Origin of the sequence: Microbacterium sp. LWO13-1.2 (genome assembly GCF_038397725.1) — a bacterium.
Classification (GTDB): Bacteria; Actinomycetota; Actinomycetes; order Actinomycetales; family Microbacteriaceae; genus Microbacterium.
On record NZ_CP151634.1, the window covers coordinates 1713788 to 1735936 of the forward strand.

The following is a 22149-nucleotide window of genomic DNA, read 5'->3' on the forward strand; positions in this document are numbered from 1 at the left end:
CCCACTCCATCGGCGTCCCAACGACGCGGAAGGACATCTGCAGTGATGCAACTCATCTGGAACGGCCTGATCGTCGGCTCGTTCTACGCCCTCGTCGCTCTCGGCTACAGCATGGTCTACGGGATCATCAAGCTGCTGAACTTCGCGCACGGCGACATCTACATGCTCGGCGCTTTCACCGGGTTCGCCACGCTCTCGGCTTTCGGCATCTCGAGCGAATCCTCGATCCCGCTGCTGCTGGTGATCATGCTGCTCTCGATGGTCACCACCGGTCTCATCGGCGTCGGGATCGAACGCATCGCCTACCGGCCGCTGCGACGAAGCCCTCGCCTGGCCGTCCTGATCACCGCGATCGGCGTCTCGTTCACTCTCGAGTACGCGGTCAGGCAGATCTTCGGCCCGAACCCGGAAGCCTTCCCCGTGCGCCTCGAGTCGAGTGGGTTCGACTTCGCCGGCATGCGCATCACCGCCGCGCAGATCGTGCTGGTGATCATCGCCGGAGTGCTGATGCTGGTGCTCGCGCACGTCGTCGAACGCACCAGGCAGGGGCGCGCGATGCGCGCGATCGCCCTCGATCCGCAGGGTGCCCAGTTGATGGGGATCAACGTGAACCGCGTCATCGCCACGGTGTTCTTCATCGGCTCGGCGCTCGCCGGAGCCGCAGGCGTGATGGCGGGCGCGTACTACGGTTCGATCGACTTCCTGATGGGCTTCATGATCGGCCTCAAAGCGTTCACCGCTGCCGTCATCGGCGGCATCGGCAACCTCTACGGTGCGATGCTCGGCGGTCTCCTCCTCGGCATGCTCGAGTCCTTCGGCTCGGCCTGGTTCGGCGGCGAATGGCGAGATGTGTTCTCCTTCGCCTTCCTCATCCTGTTCCTCACCTTCAAGCCGACCGGGCTCCTCGGAGCTCGCGTCGTAGAGAGGATGTGACATGCCTCGTCTCTCCGCACCGTTGCGCGACGCCGCGCTGCGTGCACCATCGCCACTGTTCGACCGGCAGCCGGCAGCACGCGGCATCCTCTCCTCCCAGCAGGGATTCCTTCGCGCGCTCGGCGGCCTGTGCGTCGTCCTGCTGGTCGTGCTGCCCTTCCTCGACGCATCGCGATACACGATGTCGATCGCGACCAGCGCGCTCATCTACGTGATGCTCTGCATGGGGCTGAACGTCGTCGTCGGTTACGCGGGACTGCTGGATCTGGGGTACATCGCCTTCTTCGCCGTCGGCGCGTACATCTCCGGCATCCTGACCACCGAGCTCGGCTGGCCGATGTGGGCGGCGCTGCCGGCGACCATCCTCGCCTGCGTCCTCGCAGGCATCGTCGTCGGCGCGCCCACCCTAAGGCTGCGCAGTGACTATCTCGCGATCGTCACGCTCGGTTTCGGGGAGATCATCCGAATCACGGCGAACAACCTCGACGTCACGGGCGGGCCTTCGGGAATCCACGGGATCCCGACCTGGTCCTTCGGCGATTGGAGCTTCGCAGACGGGTTCACCGTGCTCGGGATCGAGTTCCCGCAGCGCGTCGTCTTCTACTACTTCGTCGCGGCCATCGTCGTGCTCGTCGGAGTGATCGGCGCCGGGCGCCTGGCCAGAGGGCGGCTCGGCCGGGCGTGGAAGGCCGTGCGCGATGACGAGGACGCCGCCGAGGCGATGGGTATCAACACCTACGTCGCCAAGATCACCGCCTACATCATCGGCGCGGTGTGGGCCGGCATCGCCGGCCAGCTCATGGCCACGCACCTGTCGGCGATCAGCCCGAACAGCTTCCAGTTCCTCTATTCGGCGCTGATCCTGATGGCCGTCGTGCTCGGCGGCATGGGCTCGACGCCCGGCGTGATCATCGGCGCCCTGTTCGTGTCGCTGGCGCCCGAACTGCTGCGGGAATTCTCCGAATGGCGCTTCCTCATCTTCGGCGTCCTTCTCGTGGTGGTGATGCTGTTCCGTCCGTCGGGCCTGTGGCCAGCGACCGCGGTGCTGCCCTGGCTCAAGCGCAGACGACCGATTCCGCCGCCGACGGCAGGGTTCGCGGCGGTTCCCGCACCCGAGGAGAATCTCGACGACAGTGAGGGAACCCGATGAGCGCGCTCCTCGAGGTCAAAGACCTCCGGCTGCAGTTCGGCGGCGTCAAAGCCGTCGACGGCCTGAGCTTCTCCGTCGACGCCGGGGAGATCCTCGCCGTGATCGGCCCGAACGGCGCGGGCAAGACGAGCGCCTTCAACTGCATCTCCGCCTTCTACCTGCCCACATCCGGATCGGTCGAGTTCGATGGCAACAGCATCGTGCGCGAGCCGCCGACCGTCTGGCGCACCCTGCGCCTGGTCGACCTGCTGCAGAGTTTCGGCTTCTACCGGGTGCTGCCGTCGCGAGTGACGAAGTGGGGGATGGCGCGCACATTCCAGAACCTGCGCCTGTTCCGTGAGCTCAGCGTGATCGACAACGTCAAGACGGCCATGCACGCGAACCTTCGCGAGGGGTTCTGGGCGACCCTGCTGCACTCGCCCGGCTACCGCCGAGCCGAGCAGTGGTGCGCCGAGCAGGCCAGGGGGTGGCTGGACTTCGTCGGCTTCGCCGGAGACGAGAACCTCTACGTCACGCAGCTCCCTTACGGCGAGCAGCGACGGGTGGAGATCGCCAGGGCACTTGCGAGCAGCCCCAAGCTTCTGCTGCTGGACGAGCCGGCGGCCGGTCTGAACTTCAATGAGAAGCAGGCGCTGATGCAGCTCATCCGACGGATCCGTGACCTCGGTGTCGCGGTGGTCTTGATCGAGCACGACATGGGGCTCATCATGGAGCTCGCTGAGCGGATCGTCGTCCTCAACTACGGCAAGGAGATCGCCGTCGGCACTCCGCACGAGATCATGAACAACCCGCTCGTGATCGAGGCGTATCTCGGTGTCGACGATGAGCCGCTCGATGAGACGAAGCTGCAGACGGGCACCGTGGACCTGTCGTTGCTCGCCGAACCCCGTAAGAAGAAGGACTGATGAGGATGCTGTCCATCGAAGCCGCCGACGTCTACTACGGCCGGGTGCACGCTCTGCGCGGGCTCAGCTTCGAGGTGCAGGAGGGCGAGATCGTCTGCCTGCTCGGCAACAACGGTGCCGGAAAATCCACCACGATGAACATGCTCTCCGGTCTGGTGCGTCCGAAGTCCGGCGTCGTGCGATGGGGTGAGCTGGATCTGGCGACCGCAAAGCCCTGGGACATCGTCTCCGCCGGGTTGATCCATGTGCCAGAGGGGCGGCGGATCTTCTCCACGATGAGCGTGCACGAGAACCTGCTGCTCGGCGGATACACCGTGCGCGAGCAGAAGCTCGTCGCGCAGCGCGTCGAGCAGGTGTACGCGCTGATGCCGCGTCTGGCAGAGCGACGCAAGCAGCAGGGCGGCACGCTGTCCGGCGGTGAGCAGCAGATGGTCGCCATCGGCCGTGCGATCGTCGGCGGACCGAAGCTGCTGCTGCTGGACGAGCCCTCCATGGGGCTGGCGCCGCTGGTGGTGAAGCAGGTCATGGAGACGATCCAGGCGGTCAACGCCGAAGGCACCACCGTTCTGCTCGTCGAACAGAACGCCCGTGCGGCGCTGAAGATCGCCGACCGCGCGTATGTCATCGAGACCGGGCAGACGACGCTGTCGGGGCCGGCGGCCGAACTCGCCGCCGATGCCAGGGTGATCGATGCCTATCTCGGCGGCTGAGAGGATGACCACCAGGCCGACGATGAAGAAGGGGAGCGCGCTGTGCGGATCGTCGTGATCGGCGCGGGCATCGTGGGTGCTGCGTGTGCGCTGGAGCTCACCGAGCGCGGGGCGGAGGTCGTGGTCATCGACCGCACCGGAGTGGCGGCGGAGACGTCGAGCCGCTGCGAGGGAAATCTGCTCGTCAGCGACAAGGAGCCCGGCCCCGAGGCCGATCTCGCGATCGCTTCGAACGAGATGTGGCGCGGGCTCGCTGCGCGCCTCGATGCGGATCGTCCTTCGGGGCAGCCCGGGACGGAGTTCGAGGCCAAGGGCGGAATCGTGGTCGCCTTTCCGGGGGGAGAGGGAGCGCTCGAGGGATTCGCCGCTGCGCAGCGAGACATCGGAATCCGCGCGGTGGCTCTGGATGCGGCCGCACTGCGGGCCGCCGAACCGCATCTCGCCCCCGACGTCGCCCTCGCCATGCACTACCCCGACGACGCTCAGCTGCAGCCCTCGACGGCGACGCAGGCTCTGCTCGCGACCGCGCTGCGCCGCGGCGCGCGGCTACGGATCGCCGAGGTCGTCGGCGGCCTGATGCACGACGGCCGCCTGCGTGGTGTCGCGACGGATGCCGGGCCGATCGAAGCCGATGCCGTGGTGAACTGCGCTGGACCGTGGTCCGGCGAGGTCGCGGCGCGGCTCGGCGCACGACTGGATATCCGACCGCGACGGGGCGTGATCCTGGTCACCACCCCGATGCCGCAGCGGGTCTTCCACAAGGTGTACGACAGCGACTACGTCGGAGCGGTGGGTTCGGGCAACGCTGCGCTGCAGACGTCGACGGTGGTCGAGTCCACCCCGGGCGGGACCGTTCTGATCGGGTCGAGTCGGGAGCGCGTCGGCTTCGACGAGCATCCGGGCACCGGTCCTTCTGCGGCGATCGCGGCGAAGGCGATCCGTCTGTTCCCGTTCCTGGCGGAGACCACGCTGCTGCGCAGCTACTTCGGCTTCCGCCCGTACGCACCGGATCACCTGCCGGTCATCGGCGCCGACCCGCTCGTGGACGGCCTCTTCCATGCCACAGGCCATGAGGGGGCCGGAATCGGGCTGGCACCGGCGACGGCCGCACTCATCTCCCACGCCGTGCTCGGCGCGGACACCGATCTCGATCCCGGACCGTTCCTGCCGGGTCGGGCCAGCCTGCAGGAGAACCCATGATCCGCATCACCGTCGACGACGAGCGCTTCGAGGGCCGCGACGGTCAGACGATCGCGGGGGTGCTCATCGGCGCCGGACGCATCGCATGGCGCACCGCCCAGACCGGAGAGCGCGGCGTTTTCTGTGGAATCGGCGTCTGCCATGACTGTCTCGTCACCGTGAACGGGTTGTCCGGTGTGCGCGCGTGTCAGCGCGCGGCGTCCGATGGCGACGTGATCGAGCGCGAGGTGCGCGCATGAGGCGGGTGGCTGTTCTCGGCGGAGGACCTGCCGGTCTTGCCGCGGCCCAGGCGGCGTTGGCACTCGGGGCCGAGGTCACCCTCGTCGACGAAGGGGCCGGTCTCGGTGGGCAGTTCTGGCGGCATCACGACACGATCACCGATCCTCGGCTCACGCACGGGCGGGCGCGGTTCGACCGGCTTCGCGGCGCGCTCGAGCAGGCGACCGTGCACACGGGAGCCAGTGTCTGGTCGGCGGACGTCGCGGCATCCGTCACGCTGCGTGCATTCGCCGGAAGCGCCGACGGACCCTCTCGGCGCTCGCTCGCCATCGAGGCGGATGCCGTTGTCGTGGCGACCGGTGCGCACGACCTGGCGCTGCCGGTGCCGGGGTGGACCCTGCCCGGCGTCACGACCGCCGGTGCGGCGCAGGCGCTCGCAAAGCGCGACGGAGTCACTGTCGGGCGCCGGACGATCGTGAGCGGCTCGGGTCCGTTCCTGCTCCCCGTCGCGCAGTCGCTCGCACTGACGGGTTCGCAGGTCGTGGGCGTGCACGAGGCATCAACGGTTCGCGCGCTCGCCGCGGGATGGCTGCCGCGGCCGTGGCAGCTCGCAGGCAAGGCGGGCGAGCTCGTCGAGTACGTCGCCGCCCTCGCCCGGCACCGCATCCCCTATCGTCCAGGCAGTGCGGTGGTGCGCGTTCTCGGCGAGAGCAGAGTGGAGGCCGCAGTGGTCGCGTCGCTGGATGCCGCCTGGCGACCGATCCCCGGCACCGAGCGGGAGATCGTCTGCGATGCGGTCGCGCTCGGACACGGCTTCACTCCGCGTCTGGAGGCTGCCCTCTCTCTGGGATGCGCGATCGTGGGCGAGCACGGAGCGCGGTTCGTCGCGGTCGACGACGAGCAACGCACGAGCAATCCGCTGGTGTTCGCCGCCGGCGAGGTGACGGGTATCGGTGGAGCGGACGCGGCACTCGCCGAGGGTGCGATCGCCGGATTCCTCGCAGCGGGCGGCTCGATCGACGACAGCCGGCTGCGGGGGCCGCTCGCGGTCAGGCGCCGGATGCGGGCGTTCGCCGCCCGGCTCGAACGAGCGCACGGCATCCGACAGGGGTGGACGGACTGGCTCGACGACGACACCGTCGTCTGTCGATGCGAGGGGGTCGCGAAGCAGGCGATCGAGCAGAGCTCCCACGCGCCGATGCGCGCCATGAAGCTCGCCAGCCGTGCCGGTCTCGGCCCGTGCCAGGGGCGCACATGCGGGCATGCGGTGGAGGAGATCATGGCGCAGGCGGGCGGGCGGCCATCCGGATTCGACCGCAGGCCGATCCTCGCCCCGATCCGACTGGGCGAGCTGGCCGGACAGTCGGGCGACTGACGCCGAAACTCGACGATCGGTCCTTGCAATCGCTCGACCGGGATGAGTAATATGTTACACATTACCCCCGTCAAAGGAGACGACCCATGTCGCAGAGAACCGCAAGCGCCCCACCGCCCGGCACGGCGGACACCGAGAGTTCTGCCGAGTCTGTCCGTCGCGTCCGCAAGGTGATGACCGCCTCCGCGATCGGGCATTTCGTCGAGTGGTTCGACTTCGCGGTCTACGCGTACGCCGCCCCGGTGATCGCGAGCCAGTTCTTCCCGAACAGCGATCCGGCTGCTGCGCTGCTCTCCGTGTTCGCCATCTACGCCGTCGGTTTCGTCGCCCGTCCGATCGGTGCATTCCTGCTCGGAAACCTCGGCGACAGGTTCGGCCGCAAGCGCGTGCTCGCCGCGGTCATCCTGATCATGGGGCTTTCGACGATGCTCATCGGGCTTCTGCCGACCTACGCGGTGATCGGTGTCTTCGCGCCGCTGCTGCTCATCGTGCTCCGGATGGTGCAGGGTCTCTCGGCCGCGGGCGAGACGATCGGCTCGAACTCGTTCGTGTCCGAGCACTCGCCGATCCGTACCCGCGGGCGCAACGTCGGCCTGGTGTACACCTGGTCGAACCTGCCCCCGGTCGTCGCCGCGCTGCTGGTGCTCTTCCTCACCACCGCGCTGCCCGTCGAAGCCTACGAGAGCTGGGGATGGCGCATCCCCTTCCTCCTCGGCGCCCCGCTCGCGATCGTCGGCCTCTACATCCGGAGCCGGGTCGACGAGTCGCCGGCGTTCACCGAGATGCGCGAGACGCGCCAGGTCGAGTCCGCGCCGATCCGCACCGTCTTCCGCGAGCAGTGGCGCAATATGCTCACCTGCTTCAGCATCGCCGCGGTCGCGAGCCTCGGCTACTACTCGCTCACGGGGTACTTCTACTCGTTCATGACGGTGACGATCGGCCTGCCCTCGTCTGAAGCGCTCCTGTCGAACAGCATCGCGCTGCTGATCACCTTCGTCACGGTGCCGATCTCGGCCGCGATCTCCGATCGGATCGGGCGACGCCGCATGCTGCTGATCGCGGGCACCTTCGGAGCGCTCATCGCCGTCCCTGCGTACCTGCTCGTCTCCACCGGCACCCTCGGAGCCGCGATCGCGAGCCAGGGGCTGCTGGGTCTCGCGCTCGGTCTCTTCTTCGGGCCTGCCGGTCCGGCGTTCGTCGAGCTCTTCCCCGCTCGCGTCCGGTACACCGGTGCGTCGATCAGCTACAACCTCGCGTTCACGATCTTCGGCGGCACCGCCCCGTTGCTGGCCATCTGGCTCATCGGCGTGACCGGTTCGACGATCGCGCCCGCCTGGTACGTCGTCGCCGTCACCGTACTCGCCCTCATCGTGATCTCCGGCATGCCGGAGACGCATACTCGCTCGATGCGCGACGAGGCGTCGATCGAGAACGCTCCTGCTCCCGCACGCGATCGCGCGTGACCTGACACAACACGAACATCCACAAGAGAATGGAACTCTGATGACCGGAACTATGGACCTCGGTGGCGTCGTCGTCGCCACCACCCTCGCATTCAAGGAAGACGCATCCGCACCGGCCGGCCTCGCGGTCGACTACGACCGGTTCGCCGAGCACGTCGATTTCCTGATGTCGAACGGATGCCACGGCGTCGGCCCGAACGGGTCGCTGGGGGAGTACTCCTCCCTCACCGACGAGGAGCGCCGACGGGTGATCCAGGTCGCCGTCGAAGCCGTCGACGGGCGCGGCATCGTCATCGCCGGGGCGCACGGCGTCGGAAGTCACCAGGCCAGGAAGTGGGCCGAGATCGCGCGCGAAGACGGCGCCGACGGTGTGCTGCTGCTGCCGCCGACCATGTACCGCGCCAACGAGGGCGAGGTGATCGCTCACTTCCAGGAGGTCGCCAAGGCGGGCCTGCCGATCATGGCGTACAACAACCCGTTCGACACCAAGGTCGACCTGGTTCCCTCGCTCGTCGCGAAGCTCGCCGAGATCCCTGAAGTCGTCGCGATCAAGGAGTTCTCGGGTGATGTGCGCCGGGTCTACGAGATCAAGGAGCTGTGCGACATCGACGTCATCGCCGGTGCAGACGATGTGCTCTTCGAGCTCATGGTCAACGGCGCCGTCGGCTGGTTCGCCGGGTACCCGAACGCATTCCCGCGGGAGGCCGTCGAGCTGTACAACCTCTGCAAGGACGGGCACTGGCACGAGGCGAAGGCGCTCTACGAGCAGCTCGTCGCCGTCTTCCGCTGGGATTCGCGCACCGAGTTCGTGCAGGCGATCAAGCTGTCGATGGACATCTGCGGCAACTCCTACGGCGGACCCACCCGTCCGCCGCGCGGTCCGCTCTCCGCCGAGCAGCGTGCCCAGGTCACCGCTGACACCGAGCGGGCTCTGGCCGCGCTCTCGGCCCGCACGGCGGCGGTCGTCTGATGCGCGGGCGCCGGGTGATCCAAGCGGTCGACTCCCATACCGAGGGCATGCCGACACGGGTCGTCACCGGGGGCGTCGGCCAGATCCCCGGCGCCACCATGAACGACCGCCGGCTGTACGCCATGGAGCACCTCGACGGTCTTCGGGGCTTCCTGATGAACGAGCCGCGCGGCCATGCATCGATGTCCGGTGCTCTGCTGCAGCCGCCGGCGCGCGACGATGCCGACTGGGGCGTCGTGTTCATCGAGGCATCCGGATTCCTGCCGATGTGCGGGCACGGCACCATCGGCGTCGCCACCGTGCTGGTGGAGACCGGAATGGTCGAGGTCACCGAACCGATCACGGAGATCCGGCTCGACGTTCCGGCTGGCCTCGTCATCGCCCGGGTCAGAGTCGAGGACGGCCGCGCGGTCGATGTGACCATCGAGAACGTGCCGAGCTTCGTCGATCGGCTCGATCAGCGCATCGAGGTTCCCGGAATCGGCGAGATCGAGTACTCCGTGGCCTTCGGCGGCAACTACTACGCCCTGGTCGAGCTCGAGCAGGTGGGGCTTCCGTTCGATCGTGCCAGGAAGGACGACATCGTCAAGGCCGGCCTCGCGATCATGGACGCGATCAACGAGCAGGCGCCGCCGGTGCATCCGACGCTCTCCGGGGCGAACCACGTGCATCACGTCGAGTTCATCGCGCCGGGATCGGATGCCGTACGTTCCCGCCACGCGATGGCGATCCATCCGGGCTGGTTCGACCGCTCGCCGTGCGGCACGGGCACCAGCGCGCGGATGGCCGAGCTGCACGCACGCGGCGAAATCGCCCTGGACACGCCGTTCGTGAACGAATCGTTCATCGGCACCGAGTTCATCGGGCGGATCATCGGCGAGACGACAGTCGGCGACCGCGCGGCCATCATCCCCACCATCACCGGGCGGGCCTGGATCACCGGGCTCGGTCAGTACCTGCTCGATGAGAGCGATCCGTTCCCCGAGGGGTTCATCTTCTAATGGAGGAAACGTGACCAACACCACTGTGAACGCCACCCGTCCGCTCACCGATGTGGCCGAGGCCGCAGCAGGCGCCGCACGTGCTTTCGCGCGCACCAGCCCGCGCGAGCGCGGTGCAGCGCTGGTCGCCGTCGCCGACGCACTCGATGCCGCGGCGGAAGAGCTCATCGCGATCGCCATGCGCGAGACGGGTCTCTCCGCGGCCCGCCTCACCGGCGAGGTGCGGCGCACGTCCTGGCAACTGCGGCTCTTCGCCGACGAGATCGTCGACGGCGCCTACCTCGACGTGCGCATCGATGCGGCCGACCCGGAGTACGTGATCGGCCCGCGCCCTGATATCAGGCGGATGCTGGAACCGGTCGGCCCGGTGCTGAACTTCGCGGCATCCAACTTCCCGTTCGCCTTCTCCGTCGCCGGCGGTGACTCGGCTGCTGCGCTCGCCGCGGGCTGCCCGCTCGTGGTCAAGGCGCACTCCGGGCACCTGGAGCTGTCGCGTCGCACCGCGCAGGTGGTCGTCGAGGCGCTCCGCGCCGCGGGAATGCCCGATGGTGTCTTCCAGCTCATCGAGGGGCAGGAGAACGGCGTCGAACTTCTGAAGGACGAGCGCATCCGGGCAGCGTCCTTCACCGGCTCCACCCATGTCGGTCGTCTCCTCGCCGACATCGCGGCATCCCGCGCCGTGCCGATTCCTTTCTATGGCGAGCTCGGCAGCGTCAACCCGGTCTACGCGACATATGCGGATGACGCACTGCTCGACGGATTCGTCGCCTCCGTGGCCGGTTCCGCCGGTCAGCTCTGCACCAAGCCGGGCTTTCTGTTCGTGCCGGAGGGCGCCGAACTCGGCGCCGTGGCCCCTGCCGCTGCCGGTGTCGTCGAGCACCGCCTGTTGAATCCCGGGATCGGCCGAGCTTTCGCGCAGCGTCGTGCCGACGTGCTCGGAGCGGAGGGCGTGACCGTTCTCAACGAAGGCGAGGTGCGCACCGACGAGGGCGGGCAGACCTTCGCCACGCCCACCGTGGTGACCGTCGACGTCGATGCTCTGCTGGCGAATCGTGAGGCTCTCCTGGAGGAGTCGTTCGGACCGCTGTCAGTCATCGTGCGCTACCCGGATCAGGCGGCACTTCCGGCTCTGCATGAGCAGTTGTTCCCCGGAAACCTCACCTCCACGGTGCACGCGCGGCCCGAGGAACTGGCCGACGGCTCCCTTCAGGTTCTCGTCGATGCGCTCGCCGAGACCAGCGGACGAGTGCTGTTCGGCGGCTGGCCGACGGGGGTCTCGGTGACGCCCGCGATGCAGCACGGCGGACCATACCCGGCGACCACCACCGACGACACGAGCGTCGGCACGGCCGCCATCACCCGGTTCCTGCGAGGCGTCTCCTATCAGGGGGCACCGCAGGAGCTGCTGCCGGCGCCGTTGCGCGACGACAACCCGTGGAACGTCCCGCAGCGCCGCAGCGCCGCGGGCGGATCGACCGGTTGGGGCTCCTTCGCCGGCTGAGTGCGTGGGGCGCGGCGGTCAGCTCAGAACGCGACCGCCGCGCAGTACCGCTCGCCGGGATTCCTGATCCCAGAGCGCATCGGGGGAGGCGATGGGGTTGCGCGAGAGCAGCACGGCATCGCCGTAGGCGCCCGTCCGGAGATGGCCCAGCGCCGGGTCGCCGATGAGCTCCGCATTCACCGCGGTCATCGACTGCAGCGTCGCCGAAGCGCCGGATGCCTCGATCTGCAGACGCACGCCGGCCAGCTGGTCGTCCTCGAGGTCGCCCATGAGGTCGGTGCCGAACCCGACGCGCACGCCTGCGGCGAGGGCGAGCCGAACCGCCTCCTGGCCGTGCGAGAGCACGACGGCGTTCTTTGCGAGGGAGGTCTCGTTCAGCCCGATGTCGGCGCCCCGGCGGTCCAACGCGTCGTAGGCCGCGAGGGTGGGCACCAGGAAGGCTCCGGCCTTCGCCATCAGTTCGGCCGTCTCCCGATCGATCAGGTTGCCGTGCTCGATGGAGCGGATGCCGTTGTCGATGGCGTGTCGAACGGCTTCGGAGGAGTAGGCGTGCGCGGCGACATAGGTGCCGCGTCGGGTGGCCTCGTCGACGATCGCCCGCAGTTCCTCGGCGGAGTACTGCGGGTTGTGGATCGGATCGGCGAGGGAGAAGACGCCGCCGGATGCCATCACCTTGATGGCGTGCGCCCCGGTGCGGAGTCGGTTGCGCACCGCGAGTCGCAGCGCATCGACGCCGTCGACGACTTCGCACATGTGGCCATGAGCGAAGCAGACGTCGACGTGAGCCGCACGGGGGTCGCCGTGCCCTCCGGTCTGGCTGAGCGCCGGCCCGGTGAAGTGGTACCGCGGTGAGGGGAACAGATCGGCGTCGATCGCGCGCGCCAAGCCGATGTCACCGCCGGCGACGTCGCGCACGGTGGTGAATCCGCGGCGCAGGGCGGCTGTGAGCCGCTTCGTGCCGTTGATCGCGGCATAGCTGAGCGGGCCGCGCTCGTTCTCGATGCCGTCCATGCTCGTCGCGTAGGCGTGGAAGTGCGCGTCGATCAGACCGGGGATCAGCCAGCCGCCCTCGGCATCCAGAGTCTCGGCGTCGTCGCCGGGTGTCGAGGCGACGAGTCCGTCGACGATGTGCACGTCCCTGGCGACGAATGCCTCGCCGTCCCAGACTTCTGCTCCGCTGATGGTGATGGATCCGACCTGCATCCGCTTCTCCTTCGGTTCTGCTCTTGTGTGTCGTGATCCTGCGCGTGGTCAGCGCAGGCTGAAACCTTGGGGCAGAGGGTCGCCGTCGTCGAGCTCGAACGATGACGATCCGACCCGATGGGCGAGACCCGTGACCTCGGGAATCACGCCGGCCGCGGTCCGTTCGGCGATTCGGCCGACGAAGCGGGTGCCGATGATCGAGTCGTGGGTGAGTTCCGCATCGTCGGCGAGTACCCCGGATGCCGCGAGCAGCGCCACGCGCGCGGCGGTGCCGGAGCCGCACGGGCTGCGGTCGACTTCACCATCGGCGAAGACGGTGACGTTGCGCTGCCAGGGGCCGGCGGAGGTGCGGCCGAGATCGTCGAAGAGGATCGTGCCGTAGACGCCCGACAGGCGCGAGTCGGCGAGCCGGGCTGCCGGATGGTCGTTCAGTGCCCACTTGATCTCGCGCCCGATCGCGATGAGAGCCGTGGTGTTGGCCGGTGTGACGTCGAGACCGACGGAGCCGGCTGACAGCGTGGCGTAGACAGCGCCGCCGAAGACCAGATCGACCTCGACATCGCCGCGGGAGGTGTGCAGCGGGATGCCGCTCTCGAGCACTCTCGACTCGACGTTGCGGAACACGATCTGCTTGATGCGTCCGGCGCTGCGGCGCACGCGCGCCTGGACACGTCCGCTGGGGACGTCGATGGTCACCACAGTGTCGCCGTCGGGATCCGACGGCACCCGGCCGGTGCGCACCGCCCAGGCGCCGAGCGCGATCGTGCCATGACCGCACGCCGTCGAGAAGCCGTCCTTGTGCCAGAACAGTACGCCGAAGTCCGCACCGGCGTCGTCGGGGGGAGTGATGAAGCCGCCGTACATGTCGTCGTGGCCGCGCGGTTCGAGGCACAGGAATCGGCGCACGGCATCTGCCTGGCCGCTGATGGCCTCGATGCGTCGCTCGGCGACGGTGGCGCCGTCGGTGGGCACGCCCTCGACGATGCGGAATGGTTCGCCGGCGGTGTGCCAGTCCTCGGTGTTCCAGTGCATTCTCTGCTCCGTCTTCATCGGATGGCGAGGCGGGCGACGACGAGGTCCTGCCACCCCATGCCGCAGGTCTTCACAACACGTGGGCGGTCGGTCGCCGGCTGGACCTGCCCGGTGAACAACTCGTGCATGGTGACGAGGTCGTCGGGATGCAACGTTCCTGCGGCGATCGCGCCGATGACGTCGCCCGCTTCGGTCCTGGCCACGCGACGACTCTCCACGACGACCTGCGAGCGCCCGACGAGCACAGGGTCCAGCTCGGAGCGATCGGGTTCGTGCGAGCCGATCGCCACGATCGTGGCGTCGTCTCGGACGAGGTCTGATGGGAACAGGGGAGTGGAAGCCGACGTCGCGCAGACGATCAGGTCGGCGGCGCGGAGGTCGTCGAGGGTGCCCGTGCTGATCTCGGCGTTCGGCGCGTACGGCTGTGCGGCATCGACGGCGGCTCGCGTTCGGGACTCGTCACGCCCGATGATGCGGACGGTCCGCAGGTTCCGGATCGCGGCGAGTGCCTCAACATGGCGCACAGCCTGGGGGCCGGTGCCGAACACCACGAGGTCACCGGCATCGGCGCCGGCGAGCACATCGACGACGGCAGCGGACACCGCCGGGGTGCGCAGGCTTGTGAGCGCCGTGCCGTCCAGCAGGGCGGTGGGCGCCAAGGTGGCTCCGTCGAGCAGGACGTACAGTGCCTGAATGCGTTCGAGTCCGCGCGCCGGGTTCGCGGGGGCGACGGTCGCGAGCTTCTGGCCTGCGGCGCCATCGACCGCCGACGGCATCAGCAGGAGTTGGCCGTTCGGGACGTCGAGAATCGTGCGCGGCAGATCTTCTTCCGGATCGAATCCTGCGCGGAGGACAGCCGAGATCGCCGCGATGGCGTCGGCCATGCTCACGCGATCGCCGAGTTTGCGGCCGCTGACGAGGGTGAGATCCGAGAGGACGTCGGTCATGCTCCTACGCTAACGGGCGCTGTGTAATATGTCACGCATTGCCTGAGTTTGGCGGATTCGCGCGTCGGCGGCAGGTGAAGTAAGCTGTTCCGCGGTGACGTGTCCGAGCGGCCGAAGGTGCAACTCTCGAAAAGTTGTGTAGGGTAACCCCCTACCGTGGGTTCAAATCCCACCGTCACCGCCACCGAGAAAGCCCCCGAGATCCGCGGAATTACGCGGAAGTTCGGGGGCTTTTCACTTGCCGAATTCGCCTCGTGGCAACGCTTTGGCAACAACTGAGTCAGACCGAGCCTGATCGAGGGCGACCGAAACGCGGTCAAGATCGTCGTCGAAGAGATCGGCATAGGTGTCGAGAGTCATCGATGCTGAGGCGTGACCCAGCATCCGCTGCACGGCCTTCACGTTCGCTCCGGCGCTGATCGCGAGGCTCGCCGCGGTGTGGCGAAGGTCGTGCGGAGAGATCTTCGGGAACGTATGGTCCACTTTCCGTGCGCGCTTGACGGCGGCCGCGAACCAGCCGTCCTGCGACTGAGGCAGGCGATGGTGCGCGTCACGCTTGCCGAAGACGAGATCATCGGGCGACTTGCCAGTGCATGCGACGCGCAGCGGAGTCGTGAGGAACTCCGGGAACGGAACAGAACGTGTCTCATTGGTCTTCGGAGATCCGACGTGGACGGTCGCGTTCACGAGCACGGCGTTCTCCTCGATCAAGATCCGTTTGCGAACGAAGTTGACGTTCTTGACGCGGAGTCCACTCATCTCGCCCCATCGTATCCCGGTGTAGGCGAGGACGTAGACGATGGTCGGATACAGCGACGTCGATGCGAGCGCTTCGACTTGTTCGTGCGTCAGATAGGAGCGAGACCCACGAGTCTTCTTCGGGAGCCGGAGGTCACGGGCCGGATTCTGCGTGATGCGGCGATCTCGGACGGCGGCGTCTAGGATGCCGGCGATGATGCCGTGCGCGCGCAGCACGGTGGTGGCACTGTGCGTTGCCGCAAGGGCCGATACCCATGCCTGCACCTCGGAATGCCGGATGCTGCCGATCGCACGCTTTCCCCACTGCGGCTCGACGTGAATGCGCCAGGCCGACTCCACGGATCGGTATGTCGAGGGCTTCAGCACGGAGGCGCGGTCGTTCAACCATTCCGTGCCGAGCCGGACGACGCTCACTTTGGCGTCGGTCGGGTTGACATAGTCGCCACGAGCTTTCGATGTGTCGATGTGAGCCAGGTAGAGCTCAGCTTCCTTCTTCGTGGTGAAGCCGCGCTTCTGGCCTTGGGATCCGTCCGGACGTCGGTAGAGAACGCGGTATCGCCGGCCGTCTTTCGTGACGTACGCGAGAACGCTACCCACCCGCCGGTCGACCGACGTTAGACGTCATGCCGACCAGCCAGCCCGCCGCGCGGGCCTTCTGGATCCAATCCGATGCGGTGCGCTCGGGGACGTCGAGCTCGACCGCGATGAGTTTCACGGGCGGGAGATCTGCGAGGGCAGCGGTGCCGTAGAGGATCTCGACGACCTCCCAGCGCTCGTCCTTCATGCCGCGCTTCACTACAGCCTGTGCGAGCCACGGTGGAATAATGCGTCCTTCGGCGGTGGTGAGGTCCGCGACCGTCGTCCACTTCGCATCGGGGCTGTCATCGAGCTGCAGCGCGACGCAGTGCGGGATCGCGACCTGCAGGATCGCCTGCGGCGCGGAATGCTTCAGGCGATCCTCGTTGAACTCGGCGGAGACGGCTCGGTTGAGGATCGTGGTGATCACGTACCGGCCACGCTCGGCGAGGTAGTGCGCCTCGATCGTCGTCTCAACACTCGTCGTGTCATCGATCACGGTCGCGACGAACGCGGGGGCAATGCGCAGTGCGGACCCGACGGGCTCTGTGGCGTCCTGCGTCGACATCGTCTTGCCGTCAAGTGTCTTCACGTCGACCTTCACCCCCTTATTTTGCCTTACCGCACACGCATTCCGCAGATACCTCTTGACTAACCATACATCTTAGGAGTGTACTGCTGTCAAACGTCAAATCAGATCCGCAGAACGAGGTGTTTTCGATGACAACAACGACGAACTCCGACTCTGCCGCGCTGAGCCATGTCTTCCTGAGTCCAGACGAGCTCGCGGCAGCCCTTCCCGGCGTGACGAGGAACACGCTCGCGATGTGGCGCTACGAGGGGAAGGGTCCGCGCTATCGAAAGCTCGGACGCGTCGTCGTGTACGCGCTCGATGAGATCGAAGCCTGGATCGAAGAGGGGGCGCGAGAGGGCGAGCGCCATGAGCATTGACCGGGCCCCCTCGTCTCCCGATACCACCCTGCACATCATCGCGATCCTGAACCAGAGGCGCGGCTTCGGCAAGACCGCATTCATGGTGCAGCTCGGCGCGGCGCTGTCTCGTCGCTACCGCGTCCTCGTGGTCAACGTAGATCAGCGGCATTCAACGGTAAGAGGTGCGCGAGTTCCCGACGATCCACTTACGGCACCGACGGTCAACGTCGATTCGGTAGGGGTGTGGCGATGACCACCGTGACCGTCTACTCAACAGGTCCCGCATGCATCCGTTGCACGCTGACTTGCAGACGCTTGGCCGCGGTCGGCATCGGGCACACGGTGCTCGACATCACCCGCGACAACCATGCGGCGATCCGCGAGTTCCTCACCGAAGAACTCGGCTACACCGAAGCGCCCGTCGTGATCGTCGACGACGAACCGGAACACCACTGGTCGGGCTTCCGCCCCGACCTCATCGACGCTCTCGCCGTCCACGTCAGGAGAACTGCGGTTGAACAGGTGCAGGTCTCCTCGACGAGCCTGACGAGGAAGGTAAGCCATGTCCGACGATGATGACGCTCTCGAACGCATCGAACACGAGACCGAGGACGTGCGGGTGAAGATCGCGCACGCCTACCACCAGCTCTATTTCCAGAAGGAAGCTCGAATCGAAAGCCGCCGTGCCTACGCGCGCGACTACTACGCGGAGCACCGCGAGGAGCTTCTCGAGAAGCAGCGACAGTACCGGGCAGCACAGCGTGCCCGGGACCCGGAGCGGTACAAGGAGCTGCGGCGGGGGAGGGCGAAGCGCTGGAGGGACGGGCACAAGGAGCGAGAGAACGCCAAGGGCCGGGCCAAGTACCGCGCCAATCCGCACCACGAACTCGAGCGGCGGGCCAAGTACTACGCCGAGAACGCTGAAGAGATCAAGGCGCGGCGCCGTGCCCGGTACGCAGAGAACCGTGAGAAGGAACTGGCCAAGCAGACCGCGTGGCGCGATCGCGAGAAGCGCCGCCGCGAGCTTGGACTGCCGGTTCGCCGCCTGCACGTCAGTACCGCGGATGACGTCGCGGCGAACGATGCGGCCGCGAACGCGTTCTTCGCTCAGACGTGGGGCAAGCGCGCGATCAACCGCATGGTCAAAGGGCCACCAACACCGCCCGAACTCCTGGCCGCCTTCAAGCGGCAGAACAAGCGGATCCGCGCCGCGACCATCCTCGCCGACAAGCGGGAGGTCCTGGAACGACTCGAGAAGGAACTCGGCCGCACACCTCCGGGCCCGAAGCCGAAGCCCCGGCGCAGCGCCAAGGAGATCGAGGAAGAGCGACTCGACGCGATCGGCAAACGGATCAACGATCAACTCCGGCACCGCGAGCCCCCGCGGCGACCGCACCACCTCGACCCCGCCGCACCACACCCGATGCTGCAACCGAACCACACGATGGGAATGAACCGGTGACCCCCACGAGCGCCATGCCTGCGATCGATCGAACCGACGTCGAGGCTACCCTCTATCGCGTCGCGATCTCCGCGTTCACCTACTATCCCGACAAGGAAGCGGAGGAGCCCGGCTACACGATCGGCGAAGACGTCGACTGGTGTCTCGCGCCGATCGCGGGCCTGCTCGCGGAACGGAGCAACGAGTTGCTGATGGCGATTCGGATCATGATCACCGAGCCCACTGCGAACCGCCAGGAGTTCATCGCCGTGCTCGCGGCACTCGCAAAGGAGTGAGGCGATCCAGCTCGCCATGGCCGGTCGTGCAGCGGATTGTCGGACGGGCGTCCTTCCTGGTGGCTCATCGTAGCTCCCTGCGGGATGCTCCGTTCCGGGCTTTCGCGGCATATGCTCCCTCGCTGCGCTCGGTCCGCTATTCCACGGTCCCGGCACTGCGCACCCCTACGGTCGCGTCCGTAGCCACTTACCAGGAAGCCGCCACAAAAGTGGTCGGGGGCCGCGGAGGCGCACCCCACCTTGAACCGGCTGACAAGCCCGACGACAATGACGAAGGCAAGGGAGGGCCACATGATGCTGCAGCCATCGCAGGTCGCGATGCGGTCGCACAACAACGGAGCCGCCAAGTAAGACCGCTCAGCGGAGTACGCCGAGGTCGTGATTCCGCCTGAGTTCGAGGGACCAGGCATCCACGGCGGTTATGGGAGCTCTTTTCGATGAACTGTGTCCGGTCCCCATGCCAGACTGACGCCGTGAATGATGAGATACCTGGCGTGACGCAGTCAGAGGCGGAACGATTGAGCCTGATTCGCTACCAGCTGATCGGGATCGGTGACGCGTTGACCGCTCCGCCTCCCGTCAACACGCTGGCCATCAACTTGATGCAGGATGTGGTGGAAGCGACGTTTGCCGCAGTCGGCGACCGCGTTCGCGCCAGCGTGCCTGCGCGTGCGGACTTCGACAAGCTGTTCGATGCTGTTGCAGCAAAAGTCGGCGGCCAGGATGAGATTGTGGGCCTGCGTGCTGCGGCCATGGCTCTCAACAACGCTCGTGTCGGTTTCAAGCACCATGGAAACCAGGTTCCTGATTCCACGCTGCGACGGCACCATGACGTAACCCAGACGCTGGTTCGAGAACTTGTAACAACGGGCTTCGGGATTGACCTCGAAAGTGTCTCGATGCTGCTGTTCGTCCAGCACCCGAAGGTTCGGGAGTTCATCGAAACTGCTGAGTCGTCACATCGTGTCAACGATCTCAGCAGGGCTCTCACTTACCTTCGTGCTGCATTCAACCTGACCATCGACGACTACTGCGACCGCAAGAGTGTTGATGGATGGCGGTCCGTGTTTGACATCGAGCCGAGTGGTGCGAGCGCCCAACATTCAGATGGGTTGGGCATCGGAAAGCTCACGAACGGGTTGAAGGAATGGATGAAAGCGCTGGATGAGCGAAGTCGGCTCGCGGCGATTGGGGTTGACCTCAGTCGATACGCCTACTTCGACGCTGTCGCGCCAACGACCATCCCGATGCACCACGCTGGGCGAGGCCCCTACGTTCGAGTCCGATTCGAAGATGTTACGGACGAACATTATCGAGCAAGCCACTCATTTGTTGTCGACACGGCGGTTCGCCTCGCCGCGACGGACTACAACCTGCGGACGGTGCGGGTGAATCGGCGGAACCCTGACGGTTACGACCCCGAGTTTCGCTCGGAAGAGTACCTGGAGCAGGGACGTAGGAACGCGGAGTTCAGGAAGCAACGAGAGGCGGTGGCGGAGACGAACATTGATTAGCCGTGGCTAGGTAGGTTGCGGACACAATAGACGATGCCAACCAGGTTGCGGAAGCCAGACGATGGATGCATCCACGGAATCCGTGGGGGATGAAGCCTTCCTTTGGATGCTTGCGCTAGGCGAGGATGAAAGACGCTTGCTCTTGACGCAACATGTCGAACGGTGTTGCCCATCTAACGCCGTGCGCGATACACGCGTCAGGGATCTTCACCTTGTTCTTGCGCGCCGGCTCCGACTTCTCCATCGTCACGACCTTGAGACTGTGCGCGTGCGCGTAGGCGACCAATTGGTAGTCGGCTGCGCCGAGGAATTGCGTGACGGCAGCGGGGGTGAAATGCCCCGCGTTGGCCCACGTTGAGAGCTGGGTCAGGCTAGACCCGCAGACCGCATCCATGGGAACGAATAGACCCGCACGCGCGGCCGCCCAGTCTGTAAGCGAGTCGCTGCCGGCTGCGAGTTCCGTGCCGATCGGTTGGATGCTCTGGATCAACCCAGCGCTGAAGGACCGATCCAGCCAGTCCCAGAACGCGGGAACGAAGTCCAGTCCGTAATGCGCTTGATTCGACTGAATGAAGACGTTGGCATCGAGCAAGTACATCAAGCCACCCCCAGCTTGCTAGCCATGCCCTCGAAGGTTGACTGCTTCGCAGTGCCGAGCAAGCCGAAGGCGTCTCGGTACAGCGTTCGTCCCTCCATCGCGTCCACGATGACGGCGCGCGCAAAGGACTGACTGATTCGAAGTGGCTGTGTGTTGTAGTAGTCGCCGCCGCTGCCTCGACGTGAGTCGATAATCTCCTTCAGCCGTGCGAGTTCCGTCTCGTACTGGCTTCTGTAGCCGTCCCAACCGATCGCGCCCATGTCATAGATTCGCTTGAGGACTACCAGTGTGCTCACCTTGTAGAGGCGGGCAAGGCGATTCAGTTCGGGGAGATTGGTTTCCCCTCTGAAGTCTGATCGGATGCTACTCATCGGAACGAGCACCTCAGCGGCAACCTTGTTGGCCCAGAGCTCGTGATCGTTCGCGGTTGATTCGGCCATTTGGGCATCAGAAAGGGCGCTCTCGCCAAGCCAAATGTGCGCGAGCTCATGAATCAGCGTGAACATCTGCGCCGACTTGGTATCTGCACCGTTGACGAAGATGAGGGACGCCAGCGGGTCTGCGAGCGCGAATCCGCGGAACTCCTTCGGCCGGAGCACGCGGTGGGTGTTGCTTCCAACGATGCCGGACACCATGACGAGGACGCCGGTTTGCTCGATCGAGTCAATCAGCTGTCGAAGGGCGATCTCCCAGGAGCCGAATCGGGAACGTCGATCCATGTTGAAGTCAATCGTCCGGCGGATCTCATCGGCGACCGATTCCACCTGGTCAGAAGTGTCCGAGGAACCGACAAACGGTAGTAGCTCGAAGCCTTGCTCCACGGCGTATGTTCTGAACCAGTCCTGGCGGCGCTGGGCCTCATAGATCGTGTCGAGGAGGTCTGCGCTCGGTTCGCTCACTCCCGCGTTTCGTATCGTTCGGAAGTCGGGTATAGGCACCGTTTCAACCGGCGGCTCCGGGAGGAACAGATAGCCGAGGGGGGCGTGGGTCGCGTGCGCGAACTCCTCGAGTTGTCTGAATGTGGGAGATCCTTCACCGTTAGCCCAGCGAGCGTATCGCTCGTATCGGGAACTGCCTTCACTCATCCCTGAGCGGTCGAGAGCCCAAGCGAGAAGTTGTGGACTTACATCCATGCGCGCAGTCACGGTCCCCCTCCCTCACTCATGCCTTGAATATACACAGGCGTGACTCTTCACCAACTCAGCAGCGCAATGCTAGGCGAGAACGACTGAACGCGAATCATGTCATGCGTCTCAGACATCGAGCCTCGGAAATAGGTCGCGAGCCTTCATCTTCAGCGCTTCGCGAGTTGCACGTCCACAACGAGGGTCGGGTTTCGATGGCCCCGTTCCATGTGCGGTCGGGGCCAGGCCGATGAGCGAACGCTTCCCGCGAAGCCGCTCTCTGTTCGCACCTCGCGCAC

24 protein-coding genes and 1 tRNA gene are annotated in these 22149 nt (G+C 66.3%); 18 read left to right on the top strand and 7 right to left on the bottom strand.

What is annotated here, in order from left to right; genetic code table 11:
- The first annotated feature begins 45 nt into the window (after positions 1 to 45).
- The 11 genes from MRBLWO13_RS08000 (at position 46) to MRBLWO13_RS08050 (ending at position 11427) form a co-directional block, all read left to right on the top strand.
- Positions 46 to 933 carry a branched-chain amino acid ABC transporter permease gene (locus MRBLWO13_RS08000; protein WP_341978327.1) on the top strand — a complete coding sequence of 296 codons (888 nt, stop codon included), beginning with the start codon at positions 46 to 48 and terminating at the stop codon, positions 931 to 933.
- 1 nt (position 934) lies between these two features.
- Entirely contained in the window at positions 935 to 2083 is a 1149-nt protein-coding gene (locus MRBLWO13_RS08005) for a branched-chain amino acid ABC transporter permease (protein ID WP_341977732.1), read from the top strand.
- Positions 2080 to 2988 carry an ABC transporter ATP-binding protein gene (locus MRBLWO13_RS08010; RefSeq protein ID WP_341977734.1) on the top strand — a complete coding sequence of 303 codons (909 nt, stop codon included), beginning with the start codon at positions 2080 to 2082 and terminating at the stop codon, positions 2986 to 2988. The genes MRBLWO13_RS08005 and MRBLWO13_RS08010 overlap by 4 nt, the downstream gene beginning before the upstream one ends.
- A complete protein-coding gene (locus tag MRBLWO13_RS08015) occupies positions 2985 to 3698 on the top strand; it encodes an ABC transporter ATP-binding protein (RefSeq protein ID WP_341978329.1) in 714 nt (237 codons plus the stop codon). Before MRBLWO13_RS08010 ends, MRBLWO13_RS08015 begins: the two co-directional genes overlap by 4 nt.
- Positions 3699 to 3740: 42 nt before the next feature.
- Entirely contained in the window at positions 3741 to 4898 is a 1158-nt protein-coding gene (locus MRBLWO13_RS08020; protein WP_341977736.1) for an FAD-dependent oxidoreductase, read from the top strand.
- Entirely contained in the window at positions 4895 to 5137 is a 243-nt protein-coding gene (locus tag MRBLWO13_RS08025; RefSeq protein ID WP_341977738.1) for a (2Fe-2S)-binding protein, read from the top strand. The genes MRBLWO13_RS08020 and MRBLWO13_RS08025 overlap by 4 nt, the downstream gene beginning before the upstream one ends.
- Positions 5134 to 6492 (top strand): FAD/NAD(P)-binding oxidoreductase, encoded by a 1359-nt coding sequence (locus MRBLWO13_RS08030; protein ID WP_341977740.1) that lies wholly within the window; start codon positions 5134 to 5136, stop codon positions 6490 to 6492. Before MRBLWO13_RS08025 ends, MRBLWO13_RS08030 begins: the two co-directional genes overlap by 4 nt.
- 86 nt (positions 6493 to 6578) lie before the next feature.
- The gene (locus tag MRBLWO13_RS08035; RefSeq protein ID WP_341977742.1) at positions 6579 to 7955 is read left to right on the top strand and encodes an MFS transporter; all 1377 of its coding nucleotides are present in this window, start codon (positions 6579 to 6581) and stop codon (positions 7953 to 7955) included.
- A gap of 40 nt (positions 7956 to 7995) precedes the next feature.
- Entirely contained in the window at positions 7996 to 8925 is a 930-nt protein-coding gene (locus MRBLWO13_RS08040; protein WP_341977744.1) for a dihydrodipicolinate synthase family protein, read from the top strand.
- Positions 8925 to 9926: a proline racemase family protein gene (locus MRBLWO13_RS08045; RefSeq protein ID WP_341977746.1), complete on the top strand. Its 1002-nt coding sequence runs from the start codon at positions 8925 to 8927 to the stop codon at positions 9924 to 9926. Before MRBLWO13_RS08040 ends, MRBLWO13_RS08045 begins: the two co-directional genes overlap by 1 nt.
- Before the next feature lie 10 nt (positions 9927 to 9936).
- Positions 9937 to 11427 (top strand): aldehyde dehydrogenase family protein, encoded by a 1491-nt coding sequence (locus tag MRBLWO13_RS08050; RefSeq protein ID WP_341977748.1) that lies wholly within the window; start codon positions 9937 to 9939, stop codon positions 11425 to 11427.
- An 18-nt stretch (positions 11428 to 11445) separates the two neighbouring features.
- Here the strand turns inward: MRBLWO13_RS08050 and MRBLWO13_RS08055 are convergent, their stop codons facing one another.
- The 3 genes from MRBLWO13_RS08055 to MRBLWO13_RS08065 are packed head-to-tail and all read right to left on the bottom strand — an operon-like array spanning position 11446 to position 14609.
- Positions 11446 to 12630 (bottom strand): amidohydrolase family protein, encoded by a 1185-nt coding sequence (locus MRBLWO13_RS08055; RefSeq protein WP_341977751.1) that lies wholly within the window; start codon positions 12628 to 12630, stop codon positions 11446 to 11448.
- Positions 12631 to 12678: 48 nt separating this feature from the next.
- A complete protein-coding gene (locus MRBLWO13_RS08060) occupies positions 12679 to 13662 on the bottom strand; it encodes a proline racemase family protein (RefSeq protein ID WP_341977753.1) in 984 nt (327 codons plus the stop codon).
- Positions 13663 to 13676: 14 nt separating this feature from the next.
- Positions 13677 to 14609: an ornithine cyclodeaminase family protein gene (locus tag MRBLWO13_RS08065; protein ID WP_341977755.1), complete on the bottom strand. Its 933-nt coding sequence runs from the start codon at positions 14607 to 14609 to the stop codon at positions 13677 to 13679.
- 93 nt (positions 14610 to 14702) lie between these two features.
- Here MRBLWO13_RS08065 and MRBLWO13_RS08070 point away from each other — a divergent pair.
- Positions 14703 to 14793 (top strand) — tRNA-Ser (locus MRBLWO13_RS08070).
- 50 nt (positions 14794 to 14843) lie between these two features.
- Here the strand turns inward: MRBLWO13_RS08070 and MRBLWO13_RS08075 are convergent.
- Both MRBLWO13_RS08075 and MRBLWO13_RS08080 read right to left on the bottom strand, forming a co-directional pair.
- Positions 14844 to 15965 carry a tyrosine-type recombinase/integrase gene (locus MRBLWO13_RS08075; protein WP_341977757.1) on the bottom strand — a complete coding sequence of 374 codons (1122 nt, stop codon included), beginning with the start codon at positions 15963 to 15965 and terminating at the stop codon, positions 14844 to 14846.
- The gene (locus MRBLWO13_RS08080) at positions 15958 to 16536 is read right to left on the bottom strand and encodes a hypothetical protein (RefSeq protein WP_341977759.1); all 579 of its coding nucleotides are present in this window, start codon (positions 16534 to 16536) and stop codon (positions 15958 to 15960) included. The genes MRBLWO13_RS08075 and MRBLWO13_RS08080 overlap by 8 nt, the downstream gene beginning before the upstream one ends.
- 128 nt (positions 16537 to 16664) lie before the next feature.
- Between MRBLWO13_RS08080 and MRBLWO13_RS08085 the strand changes: the two genes are divergently transcribed.
- The 6 genes from MRBLWO13_RS08085 to MRBLWO13_RS08110 all read left to right on the top strand — a co-directional run bounded on the left by MRBLWO13_RS08085 (position 16665) and on the right by MRBLWO13_RS08110 (position 20128).
- Complete coding sequence (locus tag MRBLWO13_RS08085) at positions 16665 to 16895, top strand: helix-turn-helix domain-containing protein (RefSeq protein WP_341977761.1); 231 nt, start codon at positions 16665 to 16667, stop codon at positions 16893 to 16895.
- Positions 16885 to 17130 (top strand): AAA family ATPase, encoded by a 246-nt coding sequence (locus MRBLWO13_RS08090; protein WP_341977763.1) that lies wholly within the window; start codon positions 16885 to 16887, stop codon positions 17128 to 17130. The genes MRBLWO13_RS08085 and MRBLWO13_RS08090 overlap by 11 nt, the downstream gene beginning before the upstream one ends.
- The gene (locus tag MRBLWO13_RS08095) at positions 17127 to 17453 is read left to right on the top strand and encodes a glutaredoxin family protein (RefSeq protein ID WP_341977765.1); all 327 of its coding nucleotides are present in this window, start codon (positions 17127 to 17129) and stop codon (positions 17451 to 17453) included. Before MRBLWO13_RS08090 ends, MRBLWO13_RS08095 begins: the two co-directional genes overlap by 4 nt.
- 43 nt (positions 17454 to 17496) lie before the next feature.
- Positions 17497 to 18339, top strand: coding sequence for a hypothetical protein (locus tag MRBLWO13_RS08100; RefSeq protein WP_341977767.1), 843 nt, complete (start codon positions 17497 to 17499; stop codon positions 18337 to 18339).
- Positions 18340 to 18353: 14 nt separating this feature from the next.
- Complete coding sequence (locus MRBLWO13_RS08105) at positions 18354 to 18614, top strand: hypothetical protein (RefSeq protein ID WP_341977769.1); 261 nt, start codon at positions 18354 to 18356, stop codon at positions 18612 to 18614.
- Positions 18615 to 19087: 473 nt separating this feature from the next.
- Positions 19088 to 20128: a hypothetical protein gene (locus MRBLWO13_RS08110; RefSeq protein ID WP_341977771.1), complete on the top strand. Its 1041-nt coding sequence runs from the start codon at positions 19088 to 19090 to the stop codon at positions 20126 to 20128.
- A gap of 115 nt (positions 20129 to 20243) precedes the next feature.
- On the opposite strand, the gene MRBLWO13_RS08115 is transcribed toward MRBLWO13_RS08110, so the two are convergent.
- Positions 20244 to 20726, bottom strand: coding sequence for a DUF4411 family protein (locus tag MRBLWO13_RS08115; RefSeq protein ID WP_341977773.1), 483 nt, complete (start codon positions 20724 to 20726; stop codon positions 20244 to 20246).
- Positions 20726 to 21871 (bottom strand): ImmA/IrrE family metallo-endopeptidase, encoded by a 1146-nt coding sequence (locus tag MRBLWO13_RS08120; protein ID WP_341977774.1) that lies wholly within the window; start codon positions 21869 to 21871, stop codon positions 20726 to 20728. The genes MRBLWO13_RS08115 and MRBLWO13_RS08120 overlap by 1 nt, the downstream gene beginning before the upstream one ends.
- Positions 21872 to 22149 lie beyond the last annotated feature (278 nt).